This window comes from Pontibacter qinzhouensis, from assembly GCF_008017455.1.
Classification (GTDB): Bacteria; Bacteroidota; Bacteroidia; order Cytophagales; family Hymenobacteraceae; genus Pontibacter; species Pontibacter qinzhouensis.
Genome location: NZ_VRTY01000096.1, coordinates 1 through 24,231, shown reverse-complemented (window position 1 = coordinate 24,231; position 24,231 = coordinate 1). Strand labels below are relative to the sequence as shown.

Here is a 24,231-nt window from a genome sequence, read left to right as displayed (position 1 = left end):
AAACAGACTCTGCCGCGCAACTATTTGGCCAGGCCTGGCTCCTTGATAGCACAAACAACGAAGTGTTTTGGGGTTACGGGCTTGTATACGGTCAGCAGAAAGAATTTGATAAGGCACTTTTTGTGCTTTACAAAGCGCTGGACCGAGACCAGGAGAATGCCAGGCTGCTAACCGATGTTGCTACCAGCCACCTGGGCAGGTTCTACGAACAGAACGACCCAGAAGACCTGTTGCAAAGTAAAAAACTACTTGAAAGAGCTGTGTTACTCTCTCCAGATTTTGCCGGTGCTTCTTATAAATTAGCCATCAACAGCTACTACCTGCAGGAATATGGAAAAGCCTGGGAGTACCTGCACAAGAGCTTGCTGCAAGACAAAGAAATAGTAACCGAGAACTTTGTAGCCGCACTCCTGCAAAAGCAACCTGACCCACAGGGCGTTTACCAACAGTAAAACAGGACTAAAGCTTGATTAATAATAGTATAAGTCCTACATTTAGGTTTCTGAGATCAAGAAAATAACAACATCTACTTATTCTTTACCATGAAGAAATTACTTACTGCCGTTGTAGCCCTATGTATGGCCACAACTTTTTCTTTTGCCCAGGATGCAGCTGTAAAGCCAAATCCGAATGTGCTGCCAATGTTTGGCAACGTTGCAAAAACCGAGGCGCAACAAATCAAGGATCAGAAATTTCTGACCAGCTGCGACAATAGCTTTACAACCCGTCAGGAGGCCAGCAACTTTTTCATGAACCGTGGCTGGGAGTACTTCAACGAAGGCCAGATAGACACTGCCGTGTACCGCTTTAACCTGGCTTGGCTCCTGAACCCCGACAATGCCAACACCTACTGGGCCTTCGGATTAGTTACCTATGGCAAAGGCAGTTTACAGGAATCCATCAACTTCTACGAAAAGGCTTTGGCACTGGAGCCCAAAAACTCCCTGATGCTATCTGACATGGCCTCATCTTACCTGGCCCTGCACGAAGCTGAAGAAAAGAAAAACAAGAAAAAGCAGTCGTTTAAAAAAGTAGTGGAATTTACAAATAAAGCATTGGCAGCAGACTCCGCCAACGCTTTTGCACTATACACCATGTCGAAGGTAAAATTTCAGGAGAAGCAGTACGAAGAAGCCTGGAGCTACCTGCACAAAGGCCGTGAACAAAATGTAGCCAACATCGATTTTGTTTACCTGACGTCGTTAATGTCTGAAATGCCTGATCCGACCGGGTTCTTCAAAAATAACTAAGGCAATTTACTTGCTAAAGGCAATACTAGGGAGGCACTACACAGAGTAGTGCCTTTTTTGTGAAATGCTATATAGCTTGGAACGAATTTTGTAACAAGAAAGAACAGTTAGCATTATTCTGCCAGCGTTAAAAAAACATCAATTTTCCATTTCCAAACCATTTCAGGATACTTATATTTGTTTAACTCTTTAGCCTTAGTCCATTCCTCATGAAAAACAATTTATACAGAGCCTCTCTGTTTTTACTTGCAGGGTCATTAACTTTTTCTTCCTGCGTTGTATCTAAAAAGAAGTACGAAGATTTGCTGGCCCGCAAAAATGCTTTGGAAGTAGATAAATCTGGTCTTGAAAAGCAGAAGCAAACACTTGAGCAGCAAAAAGCCTCTTTAGAGCGCGAAAAGGCAAACCTGGAGCAGGAACGCGCTACACTTGAGCAGCAAAAGAATGAATATGAGCGCAGCCTTGCCCAAGCCCTGAAAGAAGGTAAAACCCTCGGCGAAAACCTGAACCTGAGCAAAACGCAGATAGACCGCCTGAATGCCGATTTAAAAGCACGTGAGCAACGCCTGGCAGAGCTGCAACGCATACTCGATGAGAAAGACAAGGCTGTAAATGCCCTCCGAGCAAAAGTGAGCAGTGCGCTCCTCGGTTTTAACGATAAAGACCTGACGATCAACGTTCGTAACGGTAAAGTATATGTGTCGTTGGCGGAGCAGTTGCTATTCCAGTCAGGCTCTACTAAAGTGGACCCTAAAGGAGTAGATGCGCTGCGCAAACTAGCCACAGTTCTTAAAGAGCAGCAAGATGTAAACGTGCTCGTGGAAGGCCACACAGATGATGTGCCAATAGCAAGAGGCACAGTTGGCATGCAGGATAACTGGGACCTAAGTGTGTTACGCGCTACAGAAATTACCCGTATTCTGGCTAACGCCGGCGTAGACCCAACAAGAGTAACGCCATCAGGTCGTTCGCTGTACGTGCCTCTCGATGGTGCTAAAACAAAAGAAGCACGTCAGAAGAACCGCCGCACCGAAATTATTCTAACACCAAAACTCGATGAACTCTTCCAGATTCTGGAGACAACCTGATAGCGGAAATACTAATCAGCTGCGTAACGTGCATAAAAACACATTACAACTTTACCTCGTAAGTGTGCACTTTCAAAAAGATATGGGGCAGAAATTTCTATAGCCCTGGTCAGGAAAAGCATTAATAATTTGATAGTAAAAAATTATCCAAACCAAAACGGCCAGCTCTTTTCAGAGCCGGCCGTTTTGGTTTAAAAAAAACAGGACCTATAAGTTAGATTACTCCCATGGCTAACATGGCGTTTGCTACCCGGATAAAACCTGCCACATTGGCTCCCAACACATAATTGCCAGGCGATCCAAACTCAGCCGACTTCTCATAACAAAGATCATGTATATTGGTCATGATAGTGGAGAGCTTATTTTCTGTAAATTCAAATGACCAGGAGTCCCGGGAGGCGTTTTGCATCATTTCGAGTGTGGAGGTGGCTACTCCGCCTGCATTGGCAGCCTTACCAGGTGCGTACAAAATCCCCGCTTCCTGAAACACTTTTACTCCCTCAGGCGTGGTTGGCATGTTCGCGCCTTCACCAATGGCTATGCATCCGTTTTTAACAAGAAGTGCTGCAGCCGCACCATCCAGCTCATTTTGGGTAGCAGAAGGGAATGCTATCTGGCAAGGTACTTCCCAAATATTTCCGTTTTCGAAGTAACTGGCTTCTTTCCTGAATTCCAGGTAATCCTTTATACGCCTGCGTTCCACTTCCTTCAGTTGCTTTACAACTGCCAGGTCAATCCCCTCCTTGTCGTAGATATACCCGTTAGAGTCGGAACAAGCAACCACTTTCCCACCTAATTCATGTATTTTCTCAATGGTATAAATAGACACGTTTCCGGAGCCGGATACTATGCAGGTTTTGCCTTCGATCTCCTGGTTTTTGGTCTTCAGCATTTCCCTCACAAAGAACACGTTTCCATAACCTGTCGCTTCTTTTCGCACCAGAGAGCCACCCCAGTCGAGGCCCTTACCTGTTATTACGCCTGCCTCGTAGCGGTTTGTTATACGCTTGTACTGCCCGAACATATATCCTATTTCGCGGCCTCCCACACCTATATCGCCAGCTGGAACATCGGTATGTTCGCCAATATGACGGTAAAGTTCAGTCATAAAACTCTGACAGAAACGCATAATCTCGCTGTCAGATTTTCCTTTGGGATCAAAGTCAGATCCTCCTTTTCCACCACCAATGGGCAAACCAGTAAGGGCATTTTTAAATATCTGCTCAAAACCCAAAAACTTAATAATACCCAGGTACACACTAGGGTGAAAACGAAGACCTCCTTTGTAGGGACCTAAAGCACTGTTGAACTCCACTCTAAACCCACGGTTTATGTGCACATGGTTCCGGTCGTCGGTCCAGGGAACCCGGAAAATAATTTGTCGTTCGGGCTCACAGATACGTTGTATAATTTTGTGATGCGCAAACTGAGGGTACTTTTCCAGAACCGGACCTAACGTTTCCAGCACTTCCTGTACTGCCTGATGAAACTCCATTTCACCCGGATTTCGTTTTATGATTTCCTGGTAAATGGGGGCAAGTTTTCCGTTAATCAAATTACTCATAGTGGTTTATATTTTCACAGATAATTAATTACTCTAACTAGTGGCATTGCATTACAAGTCATTGCATCCTTTGTTTTATTTACCGTGGCCTTGCCTTGCCTCTACCTTTGCCTCCGGAAGCTGGTTTAGAGGAGCGCCCGGCACTTTTACTGGCACCTGAGCTTTTAGACCTGCCACTCTTACCTGGTCTGGCTGTTTTGTCGGCTGCCTTTGCCCCTGCTTTAAATGGAGCAGTACTGCGTGGCCCATTTCTATGGGGAGCTTTATTTGTTTTGCTACCTGTCGGAGCACCAGCTGTGGCGTCTGCTTTTTTGGCCGGTGCCACCGCAGATTCAGATTGTTCAATCAGTTTAAATATGTTCTCCATTTCTTGCGGAGTCAGGTCTCGCCAGTCGCCGGTAGGTAAGCCTTTTAGCGTAATGTTCATGATCCGGATGCGCTCCAGTTTGGTAACTTCATAGCCAAAATACTCACACATTCTCCTTATCTGCCGGTTAAGGCCCTGCACCAGAATAATTCTGAAAATAGTGGGACCCTCTTTCGTAACCGCGCATTTTTTTGTGGTGCTGCCTAAAATAGGCACGCCACTGGCCATGCCTTCAACAAACTGATCGGTTACTGGCTTGTTTACGGTTACAAGGTATTCTTTCTCGTGCTTGTTACCGGCTCTTAAAATCTTATTTACAATGTCGCCATTACTGGTCAGAAAGATGAGGCCTTGCGAATCTTTGTCGAGTCGGCCAATCGGGAATATGCGCTGGCTATGATGAATATATTCAATGATATTGTCTTTTGTGCCAGCCTCTGTTGTACTTACGATTCCTACAGGCTTGTTAAACGCAATATAAACGGCATCTTCATCCTTTAAAGGCTCAATGGCATGTCCGTTAACCATCACCACATCGCGGGGCTTCACCTTGTCGCTGAGCAGTGCTTTCTTGCCATTTATCAACACATGCCCCTGCTCAATGTATTTGTCGGCCTGCCTTCTGGAGCAGAGGCCGCTATCGCTTATATACTTATTTAACCGCATGTTTCTGTTTGTTTTTGCGCCACCGCAAGCATTCGATTTTACTAACTATAAAAAAAGATTACTGCCTAAACAATACATTACACTGTTTGTATTTACACTTAGTCCACCAGAAGTGAAGAATGCTGCGGTTAAAGGCAATATCTCTAAAAAATCCGAACAAAATCATAAACTCCTGCCTTTGTTTTGCTGGTTTGGCAAATAAGGAAACTTACTGATGCAAAACAAAAAATGCTGCTTGTAGCGTCTCAGTTTCTTTATTTGCCGCAACTTTTAATTTAATTAACGTTTTAACAACGAAAATACAGAACTTCGCAGTTGGTTTTTGTTCCGGCCTGCTGGTTTTATTACAGTAGTTTTACAACCTCCTGCTTCTTTCAATCCGTATGAAGAAGATTAATTCTATTTAATAAAGCCACATGTAACAAATTAACTTATTAAGTTTACGTTCTAATATCAATTCACTATATAGCCAATGGATTCAAAAAACAACGCAGAACCCACCAGGACCAGAAAATATGTACTGACCAGACGCCTGGATCGCATGTTTATGGAGCTTACCAGGGTTTACCTTTTTGTTATCCGGTTCTTCAAAGAAGTCTTTTTCCCTCCGTACGAGTTTAAAGAAATAATAAAGCAGTGCTACGAAGTAGGCGTGCGTTCGCTGCCGCTCATTGCCCTTACCGGCTTTATTATCGGTATCGTGTTCACTAACCAGTCGCGCCCCTCTTTGTCAGAATTTGGAGCCACCTCCTGGTTACCTGCTCTTGTTTCTATTGCTATTGTGCGGGCACTTGCGCCACTGGTTACGGCTATTATTGCTGCGGGGCGGGTCGGGTCGAGCATTGGTGCCGAACTTGGGTCTATGCGCGTTACAGAGCAGATAGATGCCATGGAAGTTTCGGCCACTAACCCCTTTAAGTTCCTGGTGGTGAGCAGAGTATTGGCTACCACCTTCATGATTCCTACACTTACCATGTTTACCATGGTGGTGGCCCTGGCAGGTGCTTATTTGAACGTGCACCAGAACGAGCAGACGAGTTTTGCTACCTTTGTGCAGCAGGTGTTCAATGCCATGACCTTTCTGGACATTTTCTCTGCCATTATTAAAGCATTTATTTTCGGGTTTACAGTAGGCATGGTAGGCTGCTACAAAGGTTATTTTTCGTCTAAAGGAACTGAGGGTGTGGGCAAGGCGGCTAACTCTTCGGTGGTAACGGCCATGTTTCTTATCTTTATTGAAGAACTGCTGGCCCTCCAGATCATTAATGCCATAAGAGCGCTATAAGCTTTCGTAAATGAAGAAGAACATTCCTAAAATAGATAAATCGAACAAAGTAATTGCCATCAAGGGCCTGAAAAAGGCATTTGATGAATTTGAAGTGCTCCGAGGTGTAGACCTGGATCTCTATAAAGGTGAAAACCTGGTGGTACTAGGCAGGTCGGGCACAGGAAAATCAGTATTGATAAAGATAATATCCGGGCTCTTGCGCCAGGACGAAGGCCAGGTGAATGTGCTGGGGCAGGATATCAATAGCCTCTCGCAGAAGGAGCTTGATAAGCTGCGGCTGAAAATCGGGTTCTCGTTCCAGAACAGCGCCCTTTACGATAGCATGACGGTGCGGGAGAACCTGGAGTTCCCGCTTATCCGCAACTCCAGAGACATGACGCGCAAAGAAATTGATCGCATCATAAATATTGTGCTGGAGGCGGTGGGGCTGTCGCAGACAATAGATCAGATGCCATCGGAGCTTTCGGGTGGCCAGCGGAAACGTATCGGTATTGCCCGAACGCTTATTCTGAAACCAGATATTATGCTTTACGATGAGCCAACTGCTGGCCTCGACCCTATTACCTGCATTGAGATTAATGCCCTGATAAACCAGGTACAGCGACGCTTTAATACTTCATCCATCATCATTACCCACGACCTTACCTGCGCCCGCGCCGTTGGCGACAGGCTGGTGATGCTGCTCGACGGCCAGTTTCAGAGACAGGGAACCTTTGAGGAGGTTTTTGAAACAGACGATGAGCGGGTTAAATCTTTTTATAACTACAACTTTATAGACTAAATGAGTGCTGCAGAAAATAAACGTTCCGTCATGGTCGGCATCTTCGTGTTGCTGGGCATCATCATTTTCATAATTGGCATTTTTACGTTGGCCGGGCAACAGAAACGCTTTATCAATAGCATCAGCCTGCACACCACCTTTACCGATGTTGCCGGTCTGAAGCCAGGCAACAATGTCTGGTTTTCGGGTGTTAAAATTGGTACGGTAAAAGCCATCAATTTTTCAGGTGAATCGCAGGTAGAGATTACACTGAATATCCAGACAGATGTGCAGCAGTATGTGCGCCGCGATGCCAAAGTCAGAATCAGCTCCGAAAGCTTAATTGGTAACAGAATTCTGGAGATTTTCGGAGGAACGCCTCAGGCTCCCCAGGTGCAGGAAGGCGACAGGCTGCAATCGGAGCCCATGCTGAACACCGACGATATTCTGGTGACATTGCAGGAGAATAACAAAAACCTGGTAGCAATCACGACCGACTTTAAAGAACTCAGCTCTAAACTCGTAAATGGCGAAGGTGCAGTAGGTGCCATGCTCACAGATACCACCCTGGCCAATAACTTCCGGAACATGGTGGCGAGCCTGCAGCAAACATCTGCCAACACGGTAAGAGCTTCGCGTTCGCTGAACCAGTTTACCGCCAAGCTCAACACCCAGGGTGGCCTCGTAGACCAGTTAGCCACCGATACAGCCGTTTTCAGGCAATTGCAGGCTTCTGTGGCCCAGCTGCAGCAAGCCACTACCTCAGCCACGGCCATCACCAATAACCTGCAGCAGGCCAGCGGCCAGCTGAACAACAGCAGCAATGCGGCCGGGGTTTTGCTGAACGACCCCGAATTTGCCAACCGCCTGAAGGCCACCATGGAAAACCTGGAGACCAGCACCGAGAAATTTGACCAGAACATGGAAGCACTGCAGCATAATTTCCTGTTGCGAGGCTTTTTCAGAAGGCAGGCAAAGCAGGAAGCAAAACAGCAACAGTAAGCTCCTTCAACAAAAAAGAGAGGCTGCAGCATTTATTTGCTGCAGCCTCTCTTTTTTGTTGAAGGAGCTTATTCTAGGTATTATGGATAGAACTTATCGGTAAAACTCAGCCTTTACTCCTCTCTGTAAATTATCTGAATGAAAATGGCCTTCCAAAGCCTTTTGGACAAAAAACACGCCAAGGGTACAAGGCTGTGTTTATACAGCGCTATAAGCTGCTTTAATTTTTTCCAGCACGTCTTCAAACTCTTCTTTGCTGAACTGCTGCTTGTTGGCAAAGTTCATGTCTTGCATGCTGTTCATGGGTATAAGGTGCACATGCGCATGCGGCACTTCGAGCCCTACCACTGCCACACCGATGCGTTTGCAGGGCACTGCTTTTTCTATAGCGACTGCCACTTTTTTTGAGAACAGCATCAGGCCGGCATACAATTCGTCTTCCAGGTCGAAGATATAATCGATCTGTTGCTTGGGCACCACCAGGGTATGCCCCTTGGTTGTCGGGAATACATCCAGGAAAGCCAGGTAACGGTCGTCTTCCGCTATTTTGTAAGCAGGTATTTCGCCGTTTACTATTTTGGTGAAGATAGACGCTGCCATACGCTTAGCGGCTTATGTCCAGTACTTCGAACTGCAGCTTGCCGGCAGGTACGGTTATCTCCGCTATATCGCCCACCGATTTACCAAGTAAGCCTTTCCCGATCGGAGACTTTACGGAGATTTTGCCGGCTGCCAGGTCTGCTTCTTCCTCTGCTACCAGGGTATAGTCCAGCACCATGTTGTTCTTCAGGTTCTTGATCTTCACTTTAGAAAGAATCAGGGCTTTGCTGGCATCCAGGTTCGACTCGTCGATGAGGCGGGCGTTGCCTACCACCTCTTCGAGCTTCGCGATTTTAAGCTCCAGGTGACCCTGTGCATCTTTTGCTGCATCATACTCCGCATTCTCGCTCAGGTCGCCCTTATCGCGTGCTTCAGCTAACTGGCGTGCTACTTCTGCGCGCCCTTTTGTCCTCAACTCTGCCAGTTCTTCTTTCAGTTTTGCTAAACCTTCGGCAGTGTAATAAGAAATGTTGCTCATAATAGTTTCTCTGTTTAAAACACAAAAACAAAAAGAACGGTTATGGCATGCATAACCGTTCTTTTTGTAAGTATATGTTGTTTGTTAATGCAATCTATCAAAATAACAGCAGCAAGGTTAGCGCGTCGCGCTTTTCCGGTTGTCTGTTAGCTACTGTTCCGCTTCTGCTAAAATTAGTTTTGTTGTTCCACTTTTAGTGCAGACATGGGCAAATATAGCAATTTTTTGTATACCTGCTTCACTATGGCTACAATAAAATTATAACGAACGTAAATTAAAAAGGATAAAGCACCTGCTTTATTTTAGCAGCAAGAACCTCATTTATTTTTTTGTAAGATTCCTGTGTCCAGCCGGCTATGTGCGGGGTTAGCACGACATTGGAAGCATTTTGAAGGTACTCAAAATCCTGCTGTTGCCGTTCCGAGAAGGTCTGCAGCTTTTCGTTTTCCAGTACATCTAAAGCGGCACCTTTTACCTTACCCTGCTGCAGCTGCCGCACCAGCGCCGACTGGTCTACCACTTCTCCTCTGGCTGTATTTATAAACCATATCGGTTTGGCGAAACCTCTGAAAAAAGCCTCATCCGCAAAGTGTCTGTTTCCGGCGAAATACGGTATATGCAGGCTCACAATATCGGCTTCGGTTTGTAGCTGCTCTATGGTGGCGCTAATGGCAGGGGTGCCAATTTTTTGAGGTGCATAGCAGTCGTACGCCAGAATGCGGCAGCCGACACCGGACAGAACCCGACTGAAGCTCTGCCCCATGTTGCCATACCCGATAATGCCTACTGTTTTACCGCCAATCTCCTCTCCCCTGTTTTCCTCGCGCAGCCACACCTTGTCCCGCACCTGCCTGTCACTCCGGGCGATGTTTCGCACCAGTGCCAGCAGCATACCCAGCGCATGCTCGCCCACTGCCTCTCTGTTGCCTTCGTTTGCGCCAAGCACTTTAATTCCGAGTTGCTCCAGTTGCTCCACCTCTATGTTATCGAGGCCGGCACCTGCTCTGGCTACAAAACGTAGTCTGGTGGCTTTGGCTACTGTTGCTGTAGTTATACGCATCTTACTTCTGACGATCAATCCATCAACATCTTCTAAGGCAGCAGGAACCTCCGCAGGCTGCATCTCCGGCCGATAATCTGCCGCCACACCAATTGCCTCCAGCATTTCCAAAATACTGGGATGCATCTCATCTATTATAAGGCAGCGGAAGGTACTTGTTGACATAAGTAAATATAGTATTTATGAAGTTTAATTTTTTAGTAAAAAATTAGGAACTGAATCGAGAATTAGTTGATTATACCTGGGCCATGACTAAGCACCTCCATTTTCAAAATGAAGAACCAACAATTAAACAGTTGAGCCATTTAGCTCTAATTCAATTATTCCAATAAAAATACCCTTCAGAAGGTAAAATGCTATTTTATCGTCAAGGGTATCAGAGGTTATACAAGGCGTGCGCCACGGCAAAGTAAATGGCCAGGCCTAACAGGTCGTTGGCAGTGGTAATAAACGGCCCGGCTGCTACAGCAGGGTTAATGCCAAACCGGTCGAGCACCATGGGAGTTAACGTACCCATTAAGGAGGCCAGCATCACCACCGAAAACAGCGCCACCGATACGACCAGCGACAAGGTAAGGTCGTTCCGGAAAAGGTAAGTCAGGCCAAATACCAACATCGAAATAATAGCTGCATTAAGCAAAGCAACGAGTAATACTTTGAGCATACGCTGGCCAAAATGCTCAAAAATAACAGTGTTGGAGGAGAGGGTTTGAATAATAATAGAAGAGGACTGTATACCCACGTTGCCGCCTGTGGCTGTAATGAGTGGTACAAACAAGGCTACTGCCGGTAACATCGCAATATCGGCTTCGAACAAGCCCATGAACTGCGCCGCCAGCAGGCCCCCCACCATACCTATAATAAGCCAGGGCAGCCGAGAGCGCGATATTCTATATACACTGTCGTCTTCTTCCACGTTCTCGGTTATACCCGTCATGAGCTGGCGGCTGAGTTCGGCCTGCTCCTGCATCACATCCACCACGTCATCAATAGTGATGCGCCCCAACAGGCGGCCTTGTATGTTCACTACCGGAATAGATTCCAGGTCGTATTTCTGCATAAGGGCCACTACTTCGTTCTCATCTTTATAAGATTCAATCGAGATCACATCCGGGTTATAGATGTCTTTTATCAGTACATCGTCTTTGGAGAGCAGCAGGTTTTTTACGCTTACCCTCCCTAGCAGTATATCGCGGTTATCAACCACATACACCGTATAAATTCGGGCTACGTCTTCCGCCTGCCTTCTTATTTCTTCAATACATTGCCGCACGCGCCAGTTCAGGTTTACCTTTATCAGCTCTTTTGCCATCAGGCCACCGGCACAGTCTTCTTCGTAGTGCAGCAGATCCAGAATAGCAGCTGTTCTGTCTTCGTCGAGCAGGGCAATAATCTCTTCGCGCCGCTGCACCGTTTGCTCATTCAGAATGTCCACCGCATCGTCAGAGTCCATCAGGTTCACGTAGCGGGCAATCTCCTTTGTAGTGAAATGCTGCAGGAAATCGGTGCGGATGTCGTAATCGAGGTCACTCAATATTTCGGACCCGACTTCGGGAGGCAGCAGGTCCATCACGTATTTACTCTCGTTCGCATCCAGCTCGTACAGCACCGTGGTAATATCGGCCGCATACATCTCCGACATGGTTTCGAGTATAAAGCCCTTGTCCTGGCGCTCTATAGCTTCTTCTACCTGGTTTATATACTCGCGCGTGATCTCTACGTGCATCATAACTACAGATTCTGCTCTATGAGTTGGGTAAGTTGAATAAACTCCTGCACCGATAACTGCTCTGCACGCTGGTCAAAAACAGGTTGCGTGAGCACTTCTGGTGGCAGGTTATAGGTTTTAAGGCAGTTACGAAGCGTTTTACGCCGTGTTCCGAAGCTCAGCTTCACCACCTCAAAAAAGCGTTTCTCGCTGCAGGGCAGTTCCTGCACCTCGTTGCGCAACAAACCGATCACCGCAGATTTCACTTTTGGCTTCGGGTGAAACACCTGCTCACTTACCGTAAACTTATAGTCGATGGTATAGAACGCCTGCAGCAGCACACTTAAAATGCCATAAGTTTTAGAGCCCGGAGGTGCTGCCAGTCGCTCCGCCACCTCCTTCTGTAGCATGCACACCACCTCCGGCACCTGGTCGCGGTGCTGCAGCACTTTAAAGAAAATCTGGCTGGAGATGTTGTAAGGGAAGTTGCCGATAATAGCAAATTTGCCAGGAAACAACTCGCCTAAATCGATGCGTAAAAAATCAGCTGAAATAATGCGGTCCTGCAAACCCGGGAAATGTACTTTAAGGTAAGCGATTGATTCCCTGTCGATATCGATAACGGTAGTCGTGTACTCTTTGTGCTGCAGCAGGTACTGGGTCAGCACGCCCATACCGGGGCCTATCTCCAGCACATCCGTTACACCGTGGTGCAGCGTTAGTTGCTCAACAATATTTATGGCGATGTTCTGGTCTACCAGAAAATGCTGCCCCAGGTGTTTTTTCGGACTTACTTTACTCACGGCGCTCCTTTACTTTAGTTGGTCAGGTGTTGGCGATATCTATTCTAAAACAAACTACTCCCCTGCCACAGGCCAAACCTTCACATTAACTTATATACTTACTATATTGCGTCCTCAAAGATACGAACGACAAATGCCGACACAACTTAAATACAGCGCAACACCCGGTAAAAATACCGATATTGTCTTAATTGTGCAGGCAGCGCAGCCAGCGCTCCCCGAAGATCTGTCACAAGAGGAGGCCACCTACGTGCAGCAGCAGGTAGCACAGGAGACAAACATTATAGCACTAAACCGCTACACGCACCGCCTCTACCTGGTGGTAGCGCCAAAAGCAAAAACAGAGCAGTCAGCACATGAGGCATTACGACAGGCAGGCTACAACCTCCTGAAGCTTATAAAGGCAGACAAAGTACGGTCGGTGGAGGTTTCGGATACGACAGGCTCCCGCGCTGCTTTGTACCTGGCAGAGGGGCTTTACCTGAGCAACTACCAGTTTCAGAAATACAAAACAAAAGATGCCAAGCCCAGCCCGCTCGAAAACATTACTATTGCTGATACGGCCATTTCCGAAGAGGAAGTACAGGAACTGCAGCACGTGCTGGAGGCAGTAACCATAGCACGCGATCTGGTAAACGAGCCGCACAGCCACCAGTCGGCTGAGCAGTTTAGTGAGCAACTCGAAGAACTGGGCCAGGAAGCCGGCTTTAAGACCGAAGTACTTGATGAGATAAAAATACAGTCGCTGAAAATGGGTGGCCTGCTGGCCGTGAACCAGGGCAGCGAAGATCCTCCGACTTTTACCATTATGGAATGGAAGCCGGAGCAGCCGGTGAATAATAAGCCTTACGTGCTTGTAGGCAAAGGAGTAGTCTATGATACTGGCGGCCTCAGCCTGAAACCAACGCCACAATCCATGGATTTTATGAAGTCGGATATGGCGGGTGCTGCAGCCGTGGCAGGCGTTATGTATGCCTTAGCCAAAAACAAACTGCCCCTGCACGTTATAGGCCTGGTGCCAGCCACCGATAACCGCCCCGGCGGAAAAGCCTTTGCTCCCGGCGATGTGATTACCATGCACAACGGAATGACGGTTGAAGTTTTAAATACTGATGCTGAAGGCCGCCTGCTACTGGCCGATGCCCTGAGTTTCGCCCAGAAATACCACCCTGCCCTGGTGTTCGATTTAGCAACCTTAACCGGAGCCGCTGCGCGTGCCGTTGGCAAAGAAGGACTGGTAGCCATGGGCAATGCCGGCGACGAAATAATGCAGGCACTTAAAAAAACCGGGGAGCAGGTGCACGAGCGGCTGGTGGAGTTTCCGCTTTGGGATGAGTACAAGAAGCACATCGAGTCTGATATCGCGGATCTGAAGAACCTGGGCGGTATAGATGCCGGAGCCATTTCGGCCGGTAAGTTCCTGGAGTGTTTTACCAGCTACCCCTGGGTGCATTTCGATATTGCCGGTGTAGCCTATTTACATGGCGAAGATTCGTACCGTGGCAAATTAGCCACTGGCGCTGGCGTTCGTCTAATTTATCATTACCTTCGCGCATTGGCCCACTAAGTAAGAAATGGAGAAACAGAAAATAAGGTTAGGCATTAGCATCGGCGACACCAATGGCATTGGCCCCGAAATCATTGTGAAAACGCTTTCTGACCAGCGCATCCTGAATTATTGCATTCCTGTAATTTATGGCTCTGCCGCTCTTTTCAGCAGCATCAAGAAAAGTTTACAGGCTGAACATTTCCATTTCCTGCAGGTAGACTCAGCCGATGCTTTAGTTAACCGCAAAGTAAACCTGATCAATTGCTGGCAGGAAGAACTGGTGCTGGAGCCCGGCAAACCTACGCCAGAATCGGGGAAAGCTTCGCTGCAGTCGCTGATGGCAGCTTGCCAGGATCTGAAGGCGGGCAAGCTCGACGGGCTGGTGACGGCCCCCATCAACAAAGACAACATACAGGCAGAGGAATTCAGGTTTCCGGGCCATACGGAGTTTTTAACATCATATTTCGACGCAGCCGAAAGCCTGATGCTGCTCGTGAGCGACGATTTACGGGTCGCCACCGTAACCGGACATATGCCGATAAACGAAGTGTCGGGCAAACTTTCTGTTGAGTTGCTCCTCCGGAAGCTTACGATTTTGCTCGAGTCGCTCCGGCTTGACTTTGGTATTCAGAAGCCACGGGTAGCTGTGCTGGGCTTAAACCCACATGCCGGCGAAAACGGACTGCTAGGATCAGAGGAAACAGACATCATACGGCCGGCCATTATACAGCTGAAAGATCGCGGTCACCTGGTGTTCGGGCCTTATCCGGCCGATGGCTTTTTTGGTATGCGCCAGTTTAAAAAAGTAGATGCAGTGCTGTCGATGTACCACGACCAAGGGCTTATTCCGTTTAAAACACTGGCATTTGAGAACGGTGTGAACTACACAGCCGGCCTGCCAATCGTACGGACCTCCCCCGACCACGGCACCGCCTATGATATTGCTGGTAAGCGCCTTGCCGACGAAACCTCCTTCAGGGAAGCTTTGTTTGCAGCCTGCGACATTATCAGGAAAAGAAAAGAAGCTGAAAATCCGACTGCATAATATCGGGCAGTTGTTTTATTTGTCAGAAATTAGTTATAATTTTGCGTCTTGCAAAAAAAGCAGCAGTGTGAAAAAGCTAAAAGACTATGAAATCGGCATAGCCAAACTCAGTAACAAGAAACACTTGTACGAGTTTGCCATGGACGACTCATTTTTCGATTTGTTTGGGAAGGAGATTATTCAGGGAGGAAACCTGCAGGCAAAAGTAGAACTCGATAAAACGGAATCGCTGTTAACGCTTACCTTCGACATTATAGGAGCCGTAACCTTAACCTGCGACAGAAGCCTGGAAGAGTTTGAGCAGCCAATTGATTTGCAGGAAGTGCTGCGTATGAAGTTCGGGCCTGAAAACAAGGAGTTAGACGACGACTTGTGGCAGATAACCCCGGAAACGCAGCATATAAACGTGGCACAGCATCTTTATGATTTTATTGCGCTGTCGCTGCCTATGAAAAAGCTTCACCCCCGCTTTCAGGAGGAGCTCGATGAAGAGGATGACCAGGACATTCTGATCTACTCTTCGCGCAAAGCAAGCCCGGAAGATGGAGACGAAGACGGAGGAGACGACGATGAGGACATAGACCCGCGTTGGGATGCCTTAAAGAATCTGAATTAAGAATAATAATATCAACCAAGTATAAACAGCAAGTAAACTATTTAACTAAAAATGGCACATCCTAAACGTAAGATTTCGAAGACCAGAAGAGATAAGAGAAGAACTCACCAAAAACTTTCTGAGAAAGCCATTGCTCTTTGCCCTACTACCGATACACCTCATCTTTACCACCACGCTTATGTGGTAGAAGGTGACTTGTTCCACAAAGGCAAACTGGCTATCAAAAATTATACTACGAACGCCCAGTAAGCAATAGCCTGCTTTTGATTTAGTTCTGTATAATTTAAAACCAAAATATCCCAGTACATGAGGATCGCCTTAGACGCTATGGGCGGCGATTATGCACCTGAGGCTATCATTAAAGGTGCATTGCTCGCCGCAGAGCAGCTTGAGAAAGAAGACGAAATCCTGCTTATTGGGCAGGAGGAAGTTGTTCATTCACTGTTAAAAGAATACGGGTACACGGGTCAGAACATTAAGGTTGTAAACGCCACCCAGGTTATCGGGATGGCGGAACACCCGACTAAAGCCCTCTCCCAAAAAACTGATTCCAGCATTGCTGTAGGGTATGGCATGTTAAAGGCGCAGCAGGCTGATGCCTTTTGCAGCGCCGGCAACACCGGTGCCATGCTGGTAGGTGCCATGTTTAGCGTAAAAACAATTGAAGGCATCATCAGGCCGACAATTGCAGGCTTCGTACCTAAGCTAAGCGGTGGATTTGGCGTGATTCTGGATGTTGGAGCCAACGCAGAGTGCAAACCCGAGGTACTGGAGCAATTCGGCGAAACCGGATCAATCTATGCCAAATATGTACTCGGCATCGAGAACCCGAAAGTGGGTTTGATGAACCTGGGAGAAGAAGAAAGCAAAGGAACCGTTGTGACGCAGGCTGCACACCAGCGACTGAAAAACAACCCCAACGTGAACTTTGTTGGTAACCTGGAAGGGCGGGATCTTTTTAACGATAAAGCCGATGTGATTGTATGTGACGGTTATACCGGTAACATCATTATTAAAATGGCAGAGTCGATCTACGAGATCATGCACGAAAAAAATATCAAAGATCCTTTCTTTGACAATTTTAATTATGAAACAGCCGGAGGAAGCCCGATTCTTGGCATCAATGGTAACGCTGTGATTGGTCATGGTGTTTCCAGCCCGTTGGCTGTCAGCAACATGGTAGTGCTGGCTCAGAAAATGATATCATCCAAAATTTCCGAGCGTTTCCGGAAGAACTACAGCGTGTAGTTTTCCAAGAAAGTACTAACCTACCCTATCGTTTCTATACCTGGTACAAACAAAACAGCAACTCTTTTGAGTAACTGTCAGTTTATACCAGGTTTTTTTTATTAATTTGCCCGCTCAAACATTTACCCTAAGAAACCATTATAATATGAGTAAAATTACTGCCGCTATTACAGGTGTAAGTGGCTACGCTCCTGAATATGTGCTTACCAACAAGGAATTGGAAACAATGGTGGAGACCAACGATGAGTGGATCCTTAGCCGTACTGGTATCAAAGAGAGACGTGTCCTGAAGGGAGAGAACCAAGGAACTTCACAAATAGCCATTCCAGCAGTAAAAGATTTACTTAAAAAAACGAATACAAAACCAGAAGAGGTAGATCTGCTTATTTGTGCTACCACTACTCCCGACATGGTTTTCCCGGCTACGGCCAACCTTATTACAGCAGAAGTAGGTGCTATAAATGCTTTTGGGTACGACCTGCAGGCTGCCTGCTCCGGATTTCTGTTCGCACTGGCCACTGGTGCCAAGTTTGTGGAGTCGGGGCAGTACAAAAAAGTAATAATAGTGGGCGCCGATAAAATGTCGTCTATTGTAGATTACACCGACCGCACTACCTGCATTATTTTCGGAGATGGTGGTGGAGCCGTTATGCTGGAGCCTAATACCGAAGGCTTTGGCGTGCTGGACCAGATCCTGAAGTCCGACGGTTCGGGTGCTCCTTTCCTGCACATGAAGGCGGGCGGCAGCCGCAAACCCGCTACCATCGAAACCATTGAAGCCCGCCAACATTATGCTTACCAGGAAGGCCAAACTGTCTTCAAGTTTGCCGTAAAGAACATGGCAGATGTATCGGCAGAGGTTATGGAGCGAAACAACCTGACATCGGAAGATGTTGCATGGCTGGTGCCACACCAGGCAAACAAACGCATAATAGAAGCAACTGCTAACCGTATGGGCGTTTCGAGCGAGAAAGTAATGCTCAACATCCAGAAGTACGGCAACACCACTAGCGGCACCATTCCGCTTTGCCTCTGGGAGTATGAGCCGCAGCTAAGAAAAGGCGATAACCTGATTCTGGCTGCCTTTGGAGGTGGCTTCACTTGGGGTTCAATCTACATGAAATGGGCCTATGATCCGAAATAAATGTTATTTATTAGCTAAGTTGAAAGCGGCCCAGTGCCGCTTTTTTTGTGCCCTTCTAACTTCACCCTTGACCTTCAAAAGCTAAAATCTCTTAGGAAGGCCATTTTTATTTGAATAATTTTTGCAAACGCTTTAGCACTACAACTCAGCACTTCTTCCAATCCTCGGAAAGTTCGCCAATACTATAGACCTTGCAGCGTCTTCCAGACCTGCGAGCGTCTTGCCGCGAAGCAAAACAATGACCAAGAATAAAGCCCCGCTTCTTCCCTACCCTCGTAAGCAAAAATGCACCTTTTTGATTCCTGCCGATGCTCCCCAGTACCTGCACCTCCCAGTGAAATATATCCGGCTCGGTAAGGTAATGTTGGTCCATAATTATTCAAATGAAATTGCCCTCCGGAAGGTTTTTCAGCAGAATTTTGCCAAGGGTTATTAGCTATTCTTCAAGATTTGTACATGCTGATGGCTCCCTATTATTTCAGCGACTATTCACCCTCGACAGATTTTGATCAATTTTTCTTTGGAAGGCTAATTTCATTACAATAATTTGTAAGAGTCTAATGGAGATATTAGCTAAATTTGAATCATTGTCTATTCACACAACAGCACACGCTTCTTTAGCAAAGAAATCAGTTCATATGAAAATTAAAAAAGCAGTTATTACTGCCGCCGCACGGGGCGAACGCTTGTATCCGGTGGCAGATACCATTCAGAAAGCCATGCTTCCGGTTATCGATATAGATGGGTTGCACAAACCGGTTATCCAGATTATTGCGGAAGAGGCTTTTGCCAGTGGTATAGAAGAACTTTGCATTGTGTGCGCACCAGGCGACCGCGAGCGCTATCTAAGTGCTTTCGCATCGTTGCGCGACAACCTGCTGAAGTCTTTTAAAAGCGTGGATTGGGCAAAAAAGCAAGCCGAAAAAGTAGATGACCTCCTGCAGCGGCTTCAGTTCGCAGAGCAGGAGGAGCCGCTGGGCTATGGGCATGCCGTGTACTGCGCCCGCGATTTCGTGAACAACGAGCCATTTCTCCTTTTACTAGGCGATTACCTGTATGTGTCGGATATGTTGCAAAAACGTTGCGCAGCTCAGCTGGTGGAGCTCGCCACACAGGAGGCCTGTTCTGTTTCTGCGGTTAATCCTACAATTGAGCATCAGATTGGCCGCTACGGCACCCTTACCGGCAAGCAGCTCGCCAATAAAACCGGTGTTTACCAGATAGATACCATCATAGAAAAACCTTCTTTAAGTGTAGCCGAGCTGGAACTCCAGACACCCGGCTTACGGGTTGGTTACTACCTCTGCTTTTTCGGAATGCATGTATTTACGCCAGCGGTTTTTGAGCTACTGCAGCAACAATTGGAGCAGCAGGCACAACCTGTTATGCTCACTCCTGCCCTGCAACAACTGGCCTTGCAGGAAAAATACCTGGCCCTGGAAGTGAAAGGGCAGCGGTACGACCTTAGCCGGAAACACGGCTTACTCAGTGCTCAACTAGCTCTGGGCCTGGCAGGCGAGGCACACAGCGAAACCCTCTCCACTCTTGTGGAAATGCTGGCCGAAGCCAATGGCCGGAAATCAAACTGAAAAGATACAAGACGCAGGACACAGGATTTTAAGGAAGGCATAGACAATAAGTCCTTCATGATAAAGGCAAGAGTAAAGGGAGCTAACACATAAAGAATAAGATCGGAGGTCAGGCAATTCTTAAATGAAATTTGACTTCCACTATCGTTTTCACCTGCTGCTGCTGTTCCTCTAGCGCGTAACATAAAAATCTTGTGTCTTACGTCCTGTGTCTGGTGTCTCAAAATTCAAAAAGCATGAACCTTTTTATACAGACCATAACTGCCACCGATCCGGCTGTTCGTAACCGCTCTTTTTTCGAGATCAGTAGGCAATTTTCGGCTAAGGAACTACTTATTGCCATGCGCGAGCTCGATTCCTTCAGAAAATCGACTGCTAACCTTTACGATAAAGTGCGGGCCATACAGTTTCTGTATGCGGGCTACCGGTTTTTCCTGGTGCAAGCCAAAGAAACGCCGGCTGTAGGTAAAATAGCTTATGCCGGTTTTGAAGATCTGCTGGCGAGGCGTTTCGAGCAGGCTATTACCACGTTTCTGCAGGAGCTGGACAAGCATGGGCCAAATGCTGCTTTGTTCAGTGCCCTGGCCGAAAGTTACCACCACCTTTCGTTTCAGATACTAGCCGATCAGGTGCGAAAAAGTGTGCGGTCCAGCAAAGGTAACCAATGGATGTTCCGTGTGGGGCATCAGGAGGAGCATCCTATCCGGATTCACCCGCGCCTGTTACAGCGCCAGCCCGAATCGCTTTTCTACCCGATGCTCCACGAGCAGACCGCTGTTCGCATGGACCTTACCCACAGTGGCTGGTCCGATATTTTCTTCCTGGGAATGGATTACCCGGAAGGTGCGCGTGTGGTAAATCTATCCATCGATCTGGGTGTATTTGGGCGCGACACAGATATCAGGCCTCCATTGCACGCCTATGTGCGGGTGATTCAGGAGCCGGTGCTGCGCCTGACCAGTATCGACCTGAACACGACAAAAGATATTTATGACCTGGCAGACCTCTTTAACTTCGGTAACGATTACCTGAGCCTGGTTAAAGCCGGCGTTATAGCATCCGGACTTATTCCGCCTTCTTTTGAAAGTACAAACCAATCGTTGCCCGATATTCTGGCCCGCATTGTAGCGCCAGGCATGGGCATAGAACTGGTTACAAAAGTAAACGACATCCCGAAAGGCTCCCGGTTCGCCGTATCCACTAACCTGCTGGGTTCTATCATAAGCCTGCTCATGCGTGCCACCGGCCAGACAAAATCGTTAGAAGGCGGTTTAGAGGAAAGCGAAAGACGATTGGTAGCCTCCAGGGCGATATTAGGCGAGTGGATAGGCGGTTCAGGTGGCGGCTGGCAAGACTCAGGTGGCGTTTGGCCGGGCATAAAAGCCATACAAGGTACTTTCGCCCAGGAAGGAGACCCCGAGTACGGCATTAGCAGAGGCACGCTCCTGCCCCGCCACCGCGTATTACAGGGCGCAGAAGTACACCCGCAGGTTGCCGAAAAGATCATGAATTCGCTGGTGCTGATGCACGGTGGCATGGCCTCGAATGTTGGCCCTATTCTGGAGATGGTAACAGAAAAATACCTGCTCCGGGGCGAAAAGGAATGGGCAGCCCGCCAACAGACAAACCAGATTTTCGATAATATACTGGAGGCCATACGCGAAGGCGACATTCAGAAATTAGGAGCCAATACTGCCCGCAACTGGGAAGGCCCCATAAAAACGATTATTCCGTGGGCTTCTACCTATTTCACCGAACAAATAATTGCAAAGGCTAAAAAAGAATTTGGCCCTGATTATTATGGCTTCCTGATGTTGGGTGGTATGTCTGGCGGTGGTATGGGTATGTTTGTGAACCCGGAGCGCTATGAGGATTATAAACTCGGGGTACTTGAAATTCTACGTAAAACAAAAGCTGAACTAGCTGAAGCACTGCCTTTTGCCATGGAGCCTGTGGTGTACAACTGGAGCATAAACCACAAAGGAACGTGGGCTGATCTGCACCTGGGGAACGAAGCCCTGATGCCGGAGCAGTATTATGCCATTCATGTGTCGGAGTTGGTTAGAAAAGATCCGGCTACCATTTCCTACATCAGGCGCGCCGAAATAGATTTGTTTACCACCTACTGCGACCAACACAACCTGGCTTACCCCCTGCTGCGCACCATTGTGAGCAATTTGTTTAAGGTTTCGGACCCTACAACGCAAGGCAACCGCAGCCTCGAAAACGAGAAAGCCGACCAGGTAAAGAAAGCGAACGGCTTTGATTTTATTCAGCATGAGGAGATCCGGGAGCAGTTGCAGAAAGGCCGCATCGGTTTATCGCGCAACCGCCTCGCTGCTGAAACATCCATAGCAGATGTGCGTCCTGGAGATGCTGTTTTACTTGAGGAAGTACATGCCGCCGAAGCAACTGGCAAAGCAGCTATACAGGCCGGGAGTGTAGCCGTTTTCAGCCTGGCCGCTGGTGTGGGCAGCCGCTGGACCAAAGGTGCCGGCGTTATAAAAGCGCTCAATCCGTTTGTAGAAATACATGGCCACCACCGCAGTTTTCTGGAGATACACATAGCGAAAACCCGACAAGTTGCCAACCGCTATAAAGCGCAGGTTCCGCATATTGTCGCCACGAGTTACCTAACGCATGAGCCCATCCGCAAAAAACTGGAGCAGTCGCAGAATTTCGGGTATGCCGGCAAAGTGTACTTATCAGAAGGAAGATCTATTGGCCAGCGTTTTGTGCCGATGGAGCGCGACTTACGGTTTTTGTGGGAAGAAATGCCGCAGGAAACCCTTGACGTAAACAAGCAGAAAGTGCGCGATGCGGTACGTCAAAGCATGATCAGTTGGGCAAAAGGTAAAGGCGAAGGCACCGATTATGTCGATAATATTGCAGCGCAACGTTTCTCGCCGCTTGGCCACTGGTACGAGGTATCGAACATGTTGCGCAACGGCACGTTAGCCCGCCTTTTGCAGGACCAGCCTCAGCTGCAAACCCTGATGCTGCATAACATCGATACGCTCGGGGCAGATGTAAACCCCGCTGCACTGGGTTACCACCTCGAGTCCGGCAACATGCTTACTTTTGAAGTAATTCCGCGCCGCATTGAAGACCAGGGAGGCGGTTTGGCACGAGTTAACGGCCAGGTGAGGTTACTGGAGGGGCTGGCGCAACCCCGCGAAGAAGATGAGCTTAAGCTTAGTTACTACAACTCCAACACCACCTGGATTCAGCTCGACCCATTGCTGCAATTGTTTGGCCTCAGCCGCGAAGAAGTTATACATGGAGACGCAGCCCGCTTAGCCAAGGCAGTAAGAACTGTGGCACATCGCATACCGACATACGTTACCCTGAAGGAGGTAAAATATCGCTGGGGCCACGGGCAGGAAGACATTTACCCAGTGGCACAGATCGAAAAGCTCTGGACCGACATGACAGCCCTGCCAGATGTAACGTGCGGCTATATGGTGGTGCCACGGGCCAGAGGGCAGCAAATGAAAGACCCTGCTCAGTTAGATTCGTGGGTAACAGATGGCAGTAAAGATTTTGTCGTTTCGTTGGGAGATTTTTAAGTCCGGCAAATTATAAAGCGAAATAAGAACGTCTGAATGTGAGGCCTTAGCTGCCAATCATTCGGACGTTCTTATTTTGTTGTACTGGTGTAAGTGGAGGCTAGAAATAGTTAACCAAAGGAATGGTGTTTACTTACTCCTGAAAGTGAAGATGCCGTCTATCCTATTCCAAATTATTCAGATAAAAACAGCCTTCCAACAAGTTTTTTGTTTAAAAAGGTCAAGGGTTGCTGGCTAGCTGATGCAGGTTAATCAGCAGTCGCATCTTTTACCTGAAGTGGCTGCATCGCCTCTTGCTCCTCCTGCTGAGACACCTTGTCAGCCACAGGTCTGCTACGCCAGTAGTTCGCCAGAATAGAGCCGGAAATATTCATCCAGGGGCTGAATACAGCTGCCGCAAGTCCTACTGTTCCTAATTTGCCCATCGTGCCGGCCAGCCCTGATGCCATACCCCCGTTCTGCAAACCTACTTCGAAGGCCATAGAGCGGGAAGAATTTTTATCAAGCCCGAACAGGCGGCTGAACCAGTACCCGAAGAAATAACCGGCAGCATTATGAAGTGCAGCGGCAATGAATAACAGGAAGCCTACCTGCAGCAGGTTATCGCGACCGGCAGCTGTGGTAACGGTGGTAAAATACACAATCCCAAACATGGAGAAATAAGGCATAAAGCTGTCTAGCTTAGTGAATCGGGTGGCGAACAAGTGGTACAATAACCCGGCTAACACCGCCCCGGCAAAAAAGCTGAGAACCTCTGCTACTTGTAGCGCCGCTGCAGACAGGCTGGCCTCCAGGAAACCCCACAAGCCCCACGGTAATGCCAGCAGCCAGAGTAGG

General features: G+C 47.8%; 23 protein-coding genes. 15 read left to right on the top strand and 8 right to left on the bottom strand.

What is annotated here, in order from left to right; genetic code table 11:
• The 3 genes from FVR03_RS19475 to FVR03_RS19465 all read left to right on the top strand — a co-directional run.
• Positions 1 to 452 (top strand): tetratricopeptide repeat protein (locus FVR03_RS19475; RefSeq protein WP_147923445.1); only part of this gene is annotated, 452 nt, incomplete at its 5' end.
• A 90-nt stretch (positions 453 to 542) separates the two neighbouring features.
• The gene (locus FVR03_RS19470; RefSeq protein ID WP_147923444.1) at positions 543 to 1,250 is read left to right on the top strand and encodes a tetratricopeptide repeat protein; all 708 of its coding nucleotides are present in this window, start codon (positions 543 to 545) and stop codon (positions 1,248 to 1,250) included.
• A 209-nt stretch (positions 1,251 to 1,459) separates the two neighbouring features.
• Entirely contained in the window at positions 1,460 to 2,338 is an 879-nt protein-coding gene (locus tag FVR03_RS19465; RefSeq protein ID WP_147923443.1) for an OmpA/MotB family protein, read from the top strand.
• A 214-nt stretch (positions 2,339 to 2,552) separates the two neighbouring features.
• On the opposite strand, the gene gdhA is transcribed toward FVR03_RS19465, so the two are convergent.
• Both gdhA and rluF read right to left on the bottom strand, forming a co-directional pair.
• Complete coding sequence (gene gdhA / locus FVR03_RS19460) at positions 2,553 to 3,902, bottom strand: NADP-specific glutamate dehydrogenase (protein ID WP_147923442.1); 1,350 nt, start codon at positions 3,900 to 3,902, stop codon at positions 2,553 to 2,555.
• 79 nt (positions 3,903 to 3,981) lie between these two features.
• Positions 3,982 to 4,935: a 23S rRNA pseudouridine(2604) synthase RluF gene (gene rluF, locus FVR03_RS19455; RefSeq protein WP_147923441.1), complete on the bottom strand. Its 954-nt coding sequence runs from the start codon at positions 4,933 to 4,935 to the stop codon at positions 3,982 to 3,984.
• Here rluF and FVR03_RS19450 point away from each other — a divergent pair.
• The 4 genes from FVR03_RS19450 (at position 4,934) to FVR03_RS19435 (ending at position 7,985) form a co-directional block, all read left to right on the top strand.
• A complete protein-coding gene (locus FVR03_RS19450) occupies positions 4,934 to 5,137 on the top strand; it encodes a hypothetical protein (RefSeq protein WP_147923440.1) in 204 nt (67 codons plus the stop codon). The genes rluF and FVR03_RS19450 overlap by 2 nt on opposite strands.
• Positions 5,138 to 5,407: 270 nt before the next feature.
• Positions 5,408 to 6,220, top strand: a complete 813-nt coding sequence (locus tag FVR03_RS19445) for an MlaE family ABC transporter permease (protein ID WP_147923439.1) — start codon at positions 5,408 to 5,410, stop codon at positions 6,218 to 6,220.
• A gap of 10 nt (positions 6,221 to 6,230) precedes the next feature.
• Complete coding sequence (locus FVR03_RS19440; protein ID WP_147923438.1) at positions 6,231 to 7,004, top strand: ABC transporter ATP-binding protein; 774 nt, start codon at positions 6,231 to 6,233, stop codon at positions 7,002 to 7,004.
• Positions 7,005 to 7,985 carry an MlaD family protein gene (locus FVR03_RS19435; RefSeq protein WP_147923437.1) on the top strand — a complete coding sequence of 327 codons (981 nt, stop codon included), beginning with the start codon at positions 7,005 to 7,007 and terminating at the stop codon, positions 7,983 to 7,985.
• 198 nt (positions 7,986 to 8,183) lie between these two features.
• Here FVR03_RS19435 and FVR03_RS19430 read toward each other — a convergent pair whose 3' ends face one another.
• The 5 genes from FVR03_RS19430 to rsmA all read right to left on the bottom strand — a co-directional run bounded on the left by FVR03_RS19430 (position 8,184) and on the right by rsmA (position 12,634).
• On the bottom strand, positions 8,184 to 8,585 hold the full coding sequence (locus FVR03_RS19430) for an HIT family protein (protein ID WP_147923436.1): 402 nt from the start codon (positions 8,583 to 8,585) through the stop codon (positions 8,184 to 8,186).
• Between the two features lie 4 nt (positions 8,586 to 8,589).
• Positions 8,590 to 9,063 carry a transcription elongation factor GreA gene (gene greA / locus FVR03_RS19425; protein WP_147923435.1) on the bottom strand — a complete coding sequence of 158 codons (474 nt, stop codon included), beginning with the start codon at positions 9,061 to 9,063 and terminating at the stop codon, positions 8,590 to 8,592.
• Positions 9,064 to 9,337: 274 nt separating this feature from the next.
• Complete coding sequence (locus tag FVR03_RS19420; protein ID WP_147923434.1) at positions 9,338 to 10,288, bottom strand: NAD(P)-dependent oxidoreductase; 951 nt, start codon at positions 10,286 to 10,288, stop codon at positions 9,338 to 9,340.
• A gap of 211 nt (positions 10,289 to 10,499) precedes the next feature.
• Positions 10,500 to 11,849 carry a magnesium transporter gene (gene mgtE / locus FVR03_RS19415; protein WP_147923446.1) on the bottom strand — a complete coding sequence of 450 codons (1,350 nt, stop codon included), beginning with the start codon at positions 11,847 to 11,849 and terminating at the stop codon, positions 10,500 to 10,502.
• 5 nt (positions 11,850 to 11,854) lie between these two features.
• Positions 11,855 to 12,634: a 16S rRNA (adenine(1518)-N(6)/adenine(1519)-N(6))-dimethyltransferase RsmA gene (rsmA, locus tag FVR03_RS19410; protein ID WP_147923433.1), complete on the bottom strand. Its 780-nt coding sequence runs from the start codon at positions 12,632 to 12,634 to the stop codon at positions 11,855 to 11,857.
• 133 nt (positions 12,635 to 12,767) lie between these two features.
• Here rsmA and FVR03_RS19405 point away from each other — a divergent pair, with 133 nt between their 5' ends.
• The 8 genes from FVR03_RS19405 to FVR03_RS19370 all read left to right on the top strand — a co-directional run bounded on the left by FVR03_RS19405 (position 12,768) and on the right by FVR03_RS19370 (position 23,394).
• The gene (locus FVR03_RS19405; protein WP_147923432.1) at positions 12,768 to 14,201 is read left to right on the top strand and encodes a leucyl aminopeptidase family protein; all 1,434 of its coding nucleotides are present in this window, start codon (positions 12,768 to 12,770) and stop codon (positions 14,199 to 14,201) included.
• A 7-nt stretch (positions 14,202 to 14,208) separates the two neighbouring features.
• On the top strand, positions 14,209 to 15,228 hold the full coding sequence (gene pdxA / locus FVR03_RS19400) for a 4-hydroxythreonine-4-phosphate dehydrogenase PdxA (RefSeq protein ID WP_147923431.1): 1,020 nt from the start codon (positions 14,209 to 14,211) through the stop codon (positions 15,226 to 15,228).
• A gap of 67 nt (positions 15,229 to 15,295) precedes the next feature.
• Positions 15,296 to 15,844: a YceD family protein gene (locus FVR03_RS19395; RefSeq protein ID WP_147923430.1), complete on the top strand. Its 549-nt coding sequence runs from the start codon at positions 15,296 to 15,298 to the stop codon at positions 15,842 to 15,844.
• 51 nt (positions 15,845 to 15,895) lie between these two features.
• Complete coding sequence (rpmF, locus tag FVR03_RS19390) at positions 15,896 to 16,093, top strand: 50S ribosomal protein L32 (protein WP_147923429.1); 198 nt, start codon at positions 15,896 to 15,898, stop codon at positions 16,091 to 16,093.
• Positions 16,094 to 16,150: 57 nt separating this feature from the next.
• On the top strand, positions 16,151 to 17,092 hold the full coding sequence (gene plsX / locus FVR03_RS19385) for a phosphate acyltransferase PlsX (RefSeq protein WP_147923428.1): 942 nt from the start codon (positions 16,151 to 16,153) through the stop codon (positions 17,090 to 17,092).
• A 145-nt stretch (positions 17,093 to 17,237) separates the two neighbouring features.
• Positions 17,238 to 18,236: a beta-ketoacyl-ACP synthase III gene (locus FVR03_RS19380; RefSeq protein WP_147923427.1), complete on the top strand. Its 999-nt coding sequence runs from the start codon at positions 17,238 to 17,240 to the stop codon at positions 18,234 to 18,236.
• A 638-nt stretch (positions 18,237 to 18,874) separates the two neighbouring features.
• A complete protein-coding gene (locus tag FVR03_RS19375; protein WP_147923426.1) occupies positions 18,875 to 19,825 on the top strand; it encodes a UTP--glucose-1-phosphate uridylyltransferase in 951 nt (316 codons plus the stop codon).
• Between the two features lie 236 nt (positions 19,826 to 20,061).
• Positions 20,062 to 23,394: a UTP--glucose-1-phosphate uridylyltransferase gene (locus FVR03_RS19370; RefSeq protein ID WP_147923425.1), complete on the top strand. Its 3,333-nt coding sequence runs from the start codon at positions 20,062 to 20,064 to the stop codon at positions 23,392 to 23,394.
• A 248-nt stretch (positions 23,395 to 23,642) separates the two neighbouring features.
• Here FVR03_RS19370 and FVR03_RS19365 read toward each other — a convergent pair.
• The coding region (locus FVR03_RS19365; protein WP_369410468.1) for a bile acid:sodium symporter family protein at positions 23,643 to 24,231 on the bottom strand (589 nt) is incomplete at its 5' end.

Excerpts from the sequence above, each read along its gene's own strand:
- FVR03_RS19470 (WP_147923444.1), top strand. The coding sequence starts at position 543 with ATGAAGAAATTACTTACTGCCGTTGTAGCCCTATGTATGGCCACAACT.
- FVR03_RS19465 (WP_147923443.1), top strand. The coding sequence starts at position 1,460 with ATGAAAAACAATTTATACAGAGCCTCTCTGTTTTTACTTGCAGGGTCA.
- gdhA (WP_147923442.1), bottom strand. The coding sequence starts at position 3,902 with ATGAGTAATTTGATTAACGGAAAACTTGCCCCCATTTACCAGGAAATC.
- FVR03_RS19450 (WP_147923440.1), top strand. The coding sequence starts at position 4,934 with ATGTTTCTGTTTGTTTTTGCGCCACCGCAAGCATTCGATTTTACTAAC.
- rluF (WP_147923441.1), bottom strand. The coding sequence starts at position 4,935 with ATGCGGTTAAATAAGTATATAAGCGATAGCGGCCTCTGCTCCAGAAGG.
- FVR03_RS19445 (WP_147923439.1), top strand. The coding sequence starts at position 5,408 with ATGGATTCAAAAAACAACGCAGAACCCACCAGGACCAGAAAATATGTA.
- FVR03_RS19440 (WP_147923438.1), top strand. The coding sequence starts at position 6,231 with ATGAAGAAGAACATTCCTAAAATAGATAAATCGAACAAAGTAATTGCC.
- FVR03_RS19435 (WP_147923437.1), top strand. The coding sequence starts at position 7,005 with ATGAGTGCTGCAGAAAATAAACGTTCCGTCATGGTCGGCATCTTCGTG.
- FVR03_RS19430 (WP_147923436.1), bottom strand. The coding sequence starts at position 8,585 with ATGGCAGCGTCTATCTTCACCAAAATAGTAAACGGCGAAATACCTGCT.
- greA (WP_147923435.1), bottom strand. The coding sequence starts at position 9,063 with ATGAGCAACATTTCTTATTACACTGCCGAAGGTTTAGCAAAACTGAAA.
- FVR03_RS19420 (WP_147923434.1), bottom strand. The coding sequence starts at position 10,288 with ATGTCAACAAGTACCTTCCGCTGCCTTATAATAGATGAGATGCATCCC.
- mgtE (WP_147923446.1), bottom strand. The coding sequence starts at position 11,849 with ATGCACGTAGAGATCACGCGCGAGTATATAAACCAGGTAGAAGAAGCT.
- FVR03_RS19405 (WP_147923432.1), top strand. The coding sequence starts at position 12,768 with ATGCCGACACAACTTAAATACAGCGCAACACCCGGTAAAAATACCGAT.
- pdxA (WP_147923431.1), top strand. The coding sequence starts at position 14,209 with ATGGAGAAACAGAAAATAAGGTTAGGCATTAGCATCGGCGACACCAAT.
- rpmF (WP_147923429.1), top strand. The coding sequence starts at position 15,896 with ATGGCACATCCTAAACGTAAGATTTCGAAGACCAGAAGAGATAAGAGA.
- plsX (WP_147923428.1), top strand. The coding sequence starts at position 16,151 with ATGAGGATCGCCTTAGACGCTATGGGCGGCGATTATGCACCTGAGGCT.
- FVR03_RS19380 (WP_147923427.1), top strand. The coding sequence starts at position 17,238 with ATGAGTAAAATTACTGCCGCTATTACAGGTGTAAGTGGCTACGCTCCT.
- FVR03_RS19375 (WP_147923426.1), top strand. The coding sequence starts at position 18,875 with ATGAAAATTAAAAAAGCAGTTATTACTGCCGCCGCACGGGGCGAACGC.
- FVR03_RS19370 (WP_147923425.1), top strand. The coding sequence starts at position 20,062 with ATGAACCTTTTTATACAGACCATAACTGCCACCGATCCGGCTGTTCGT.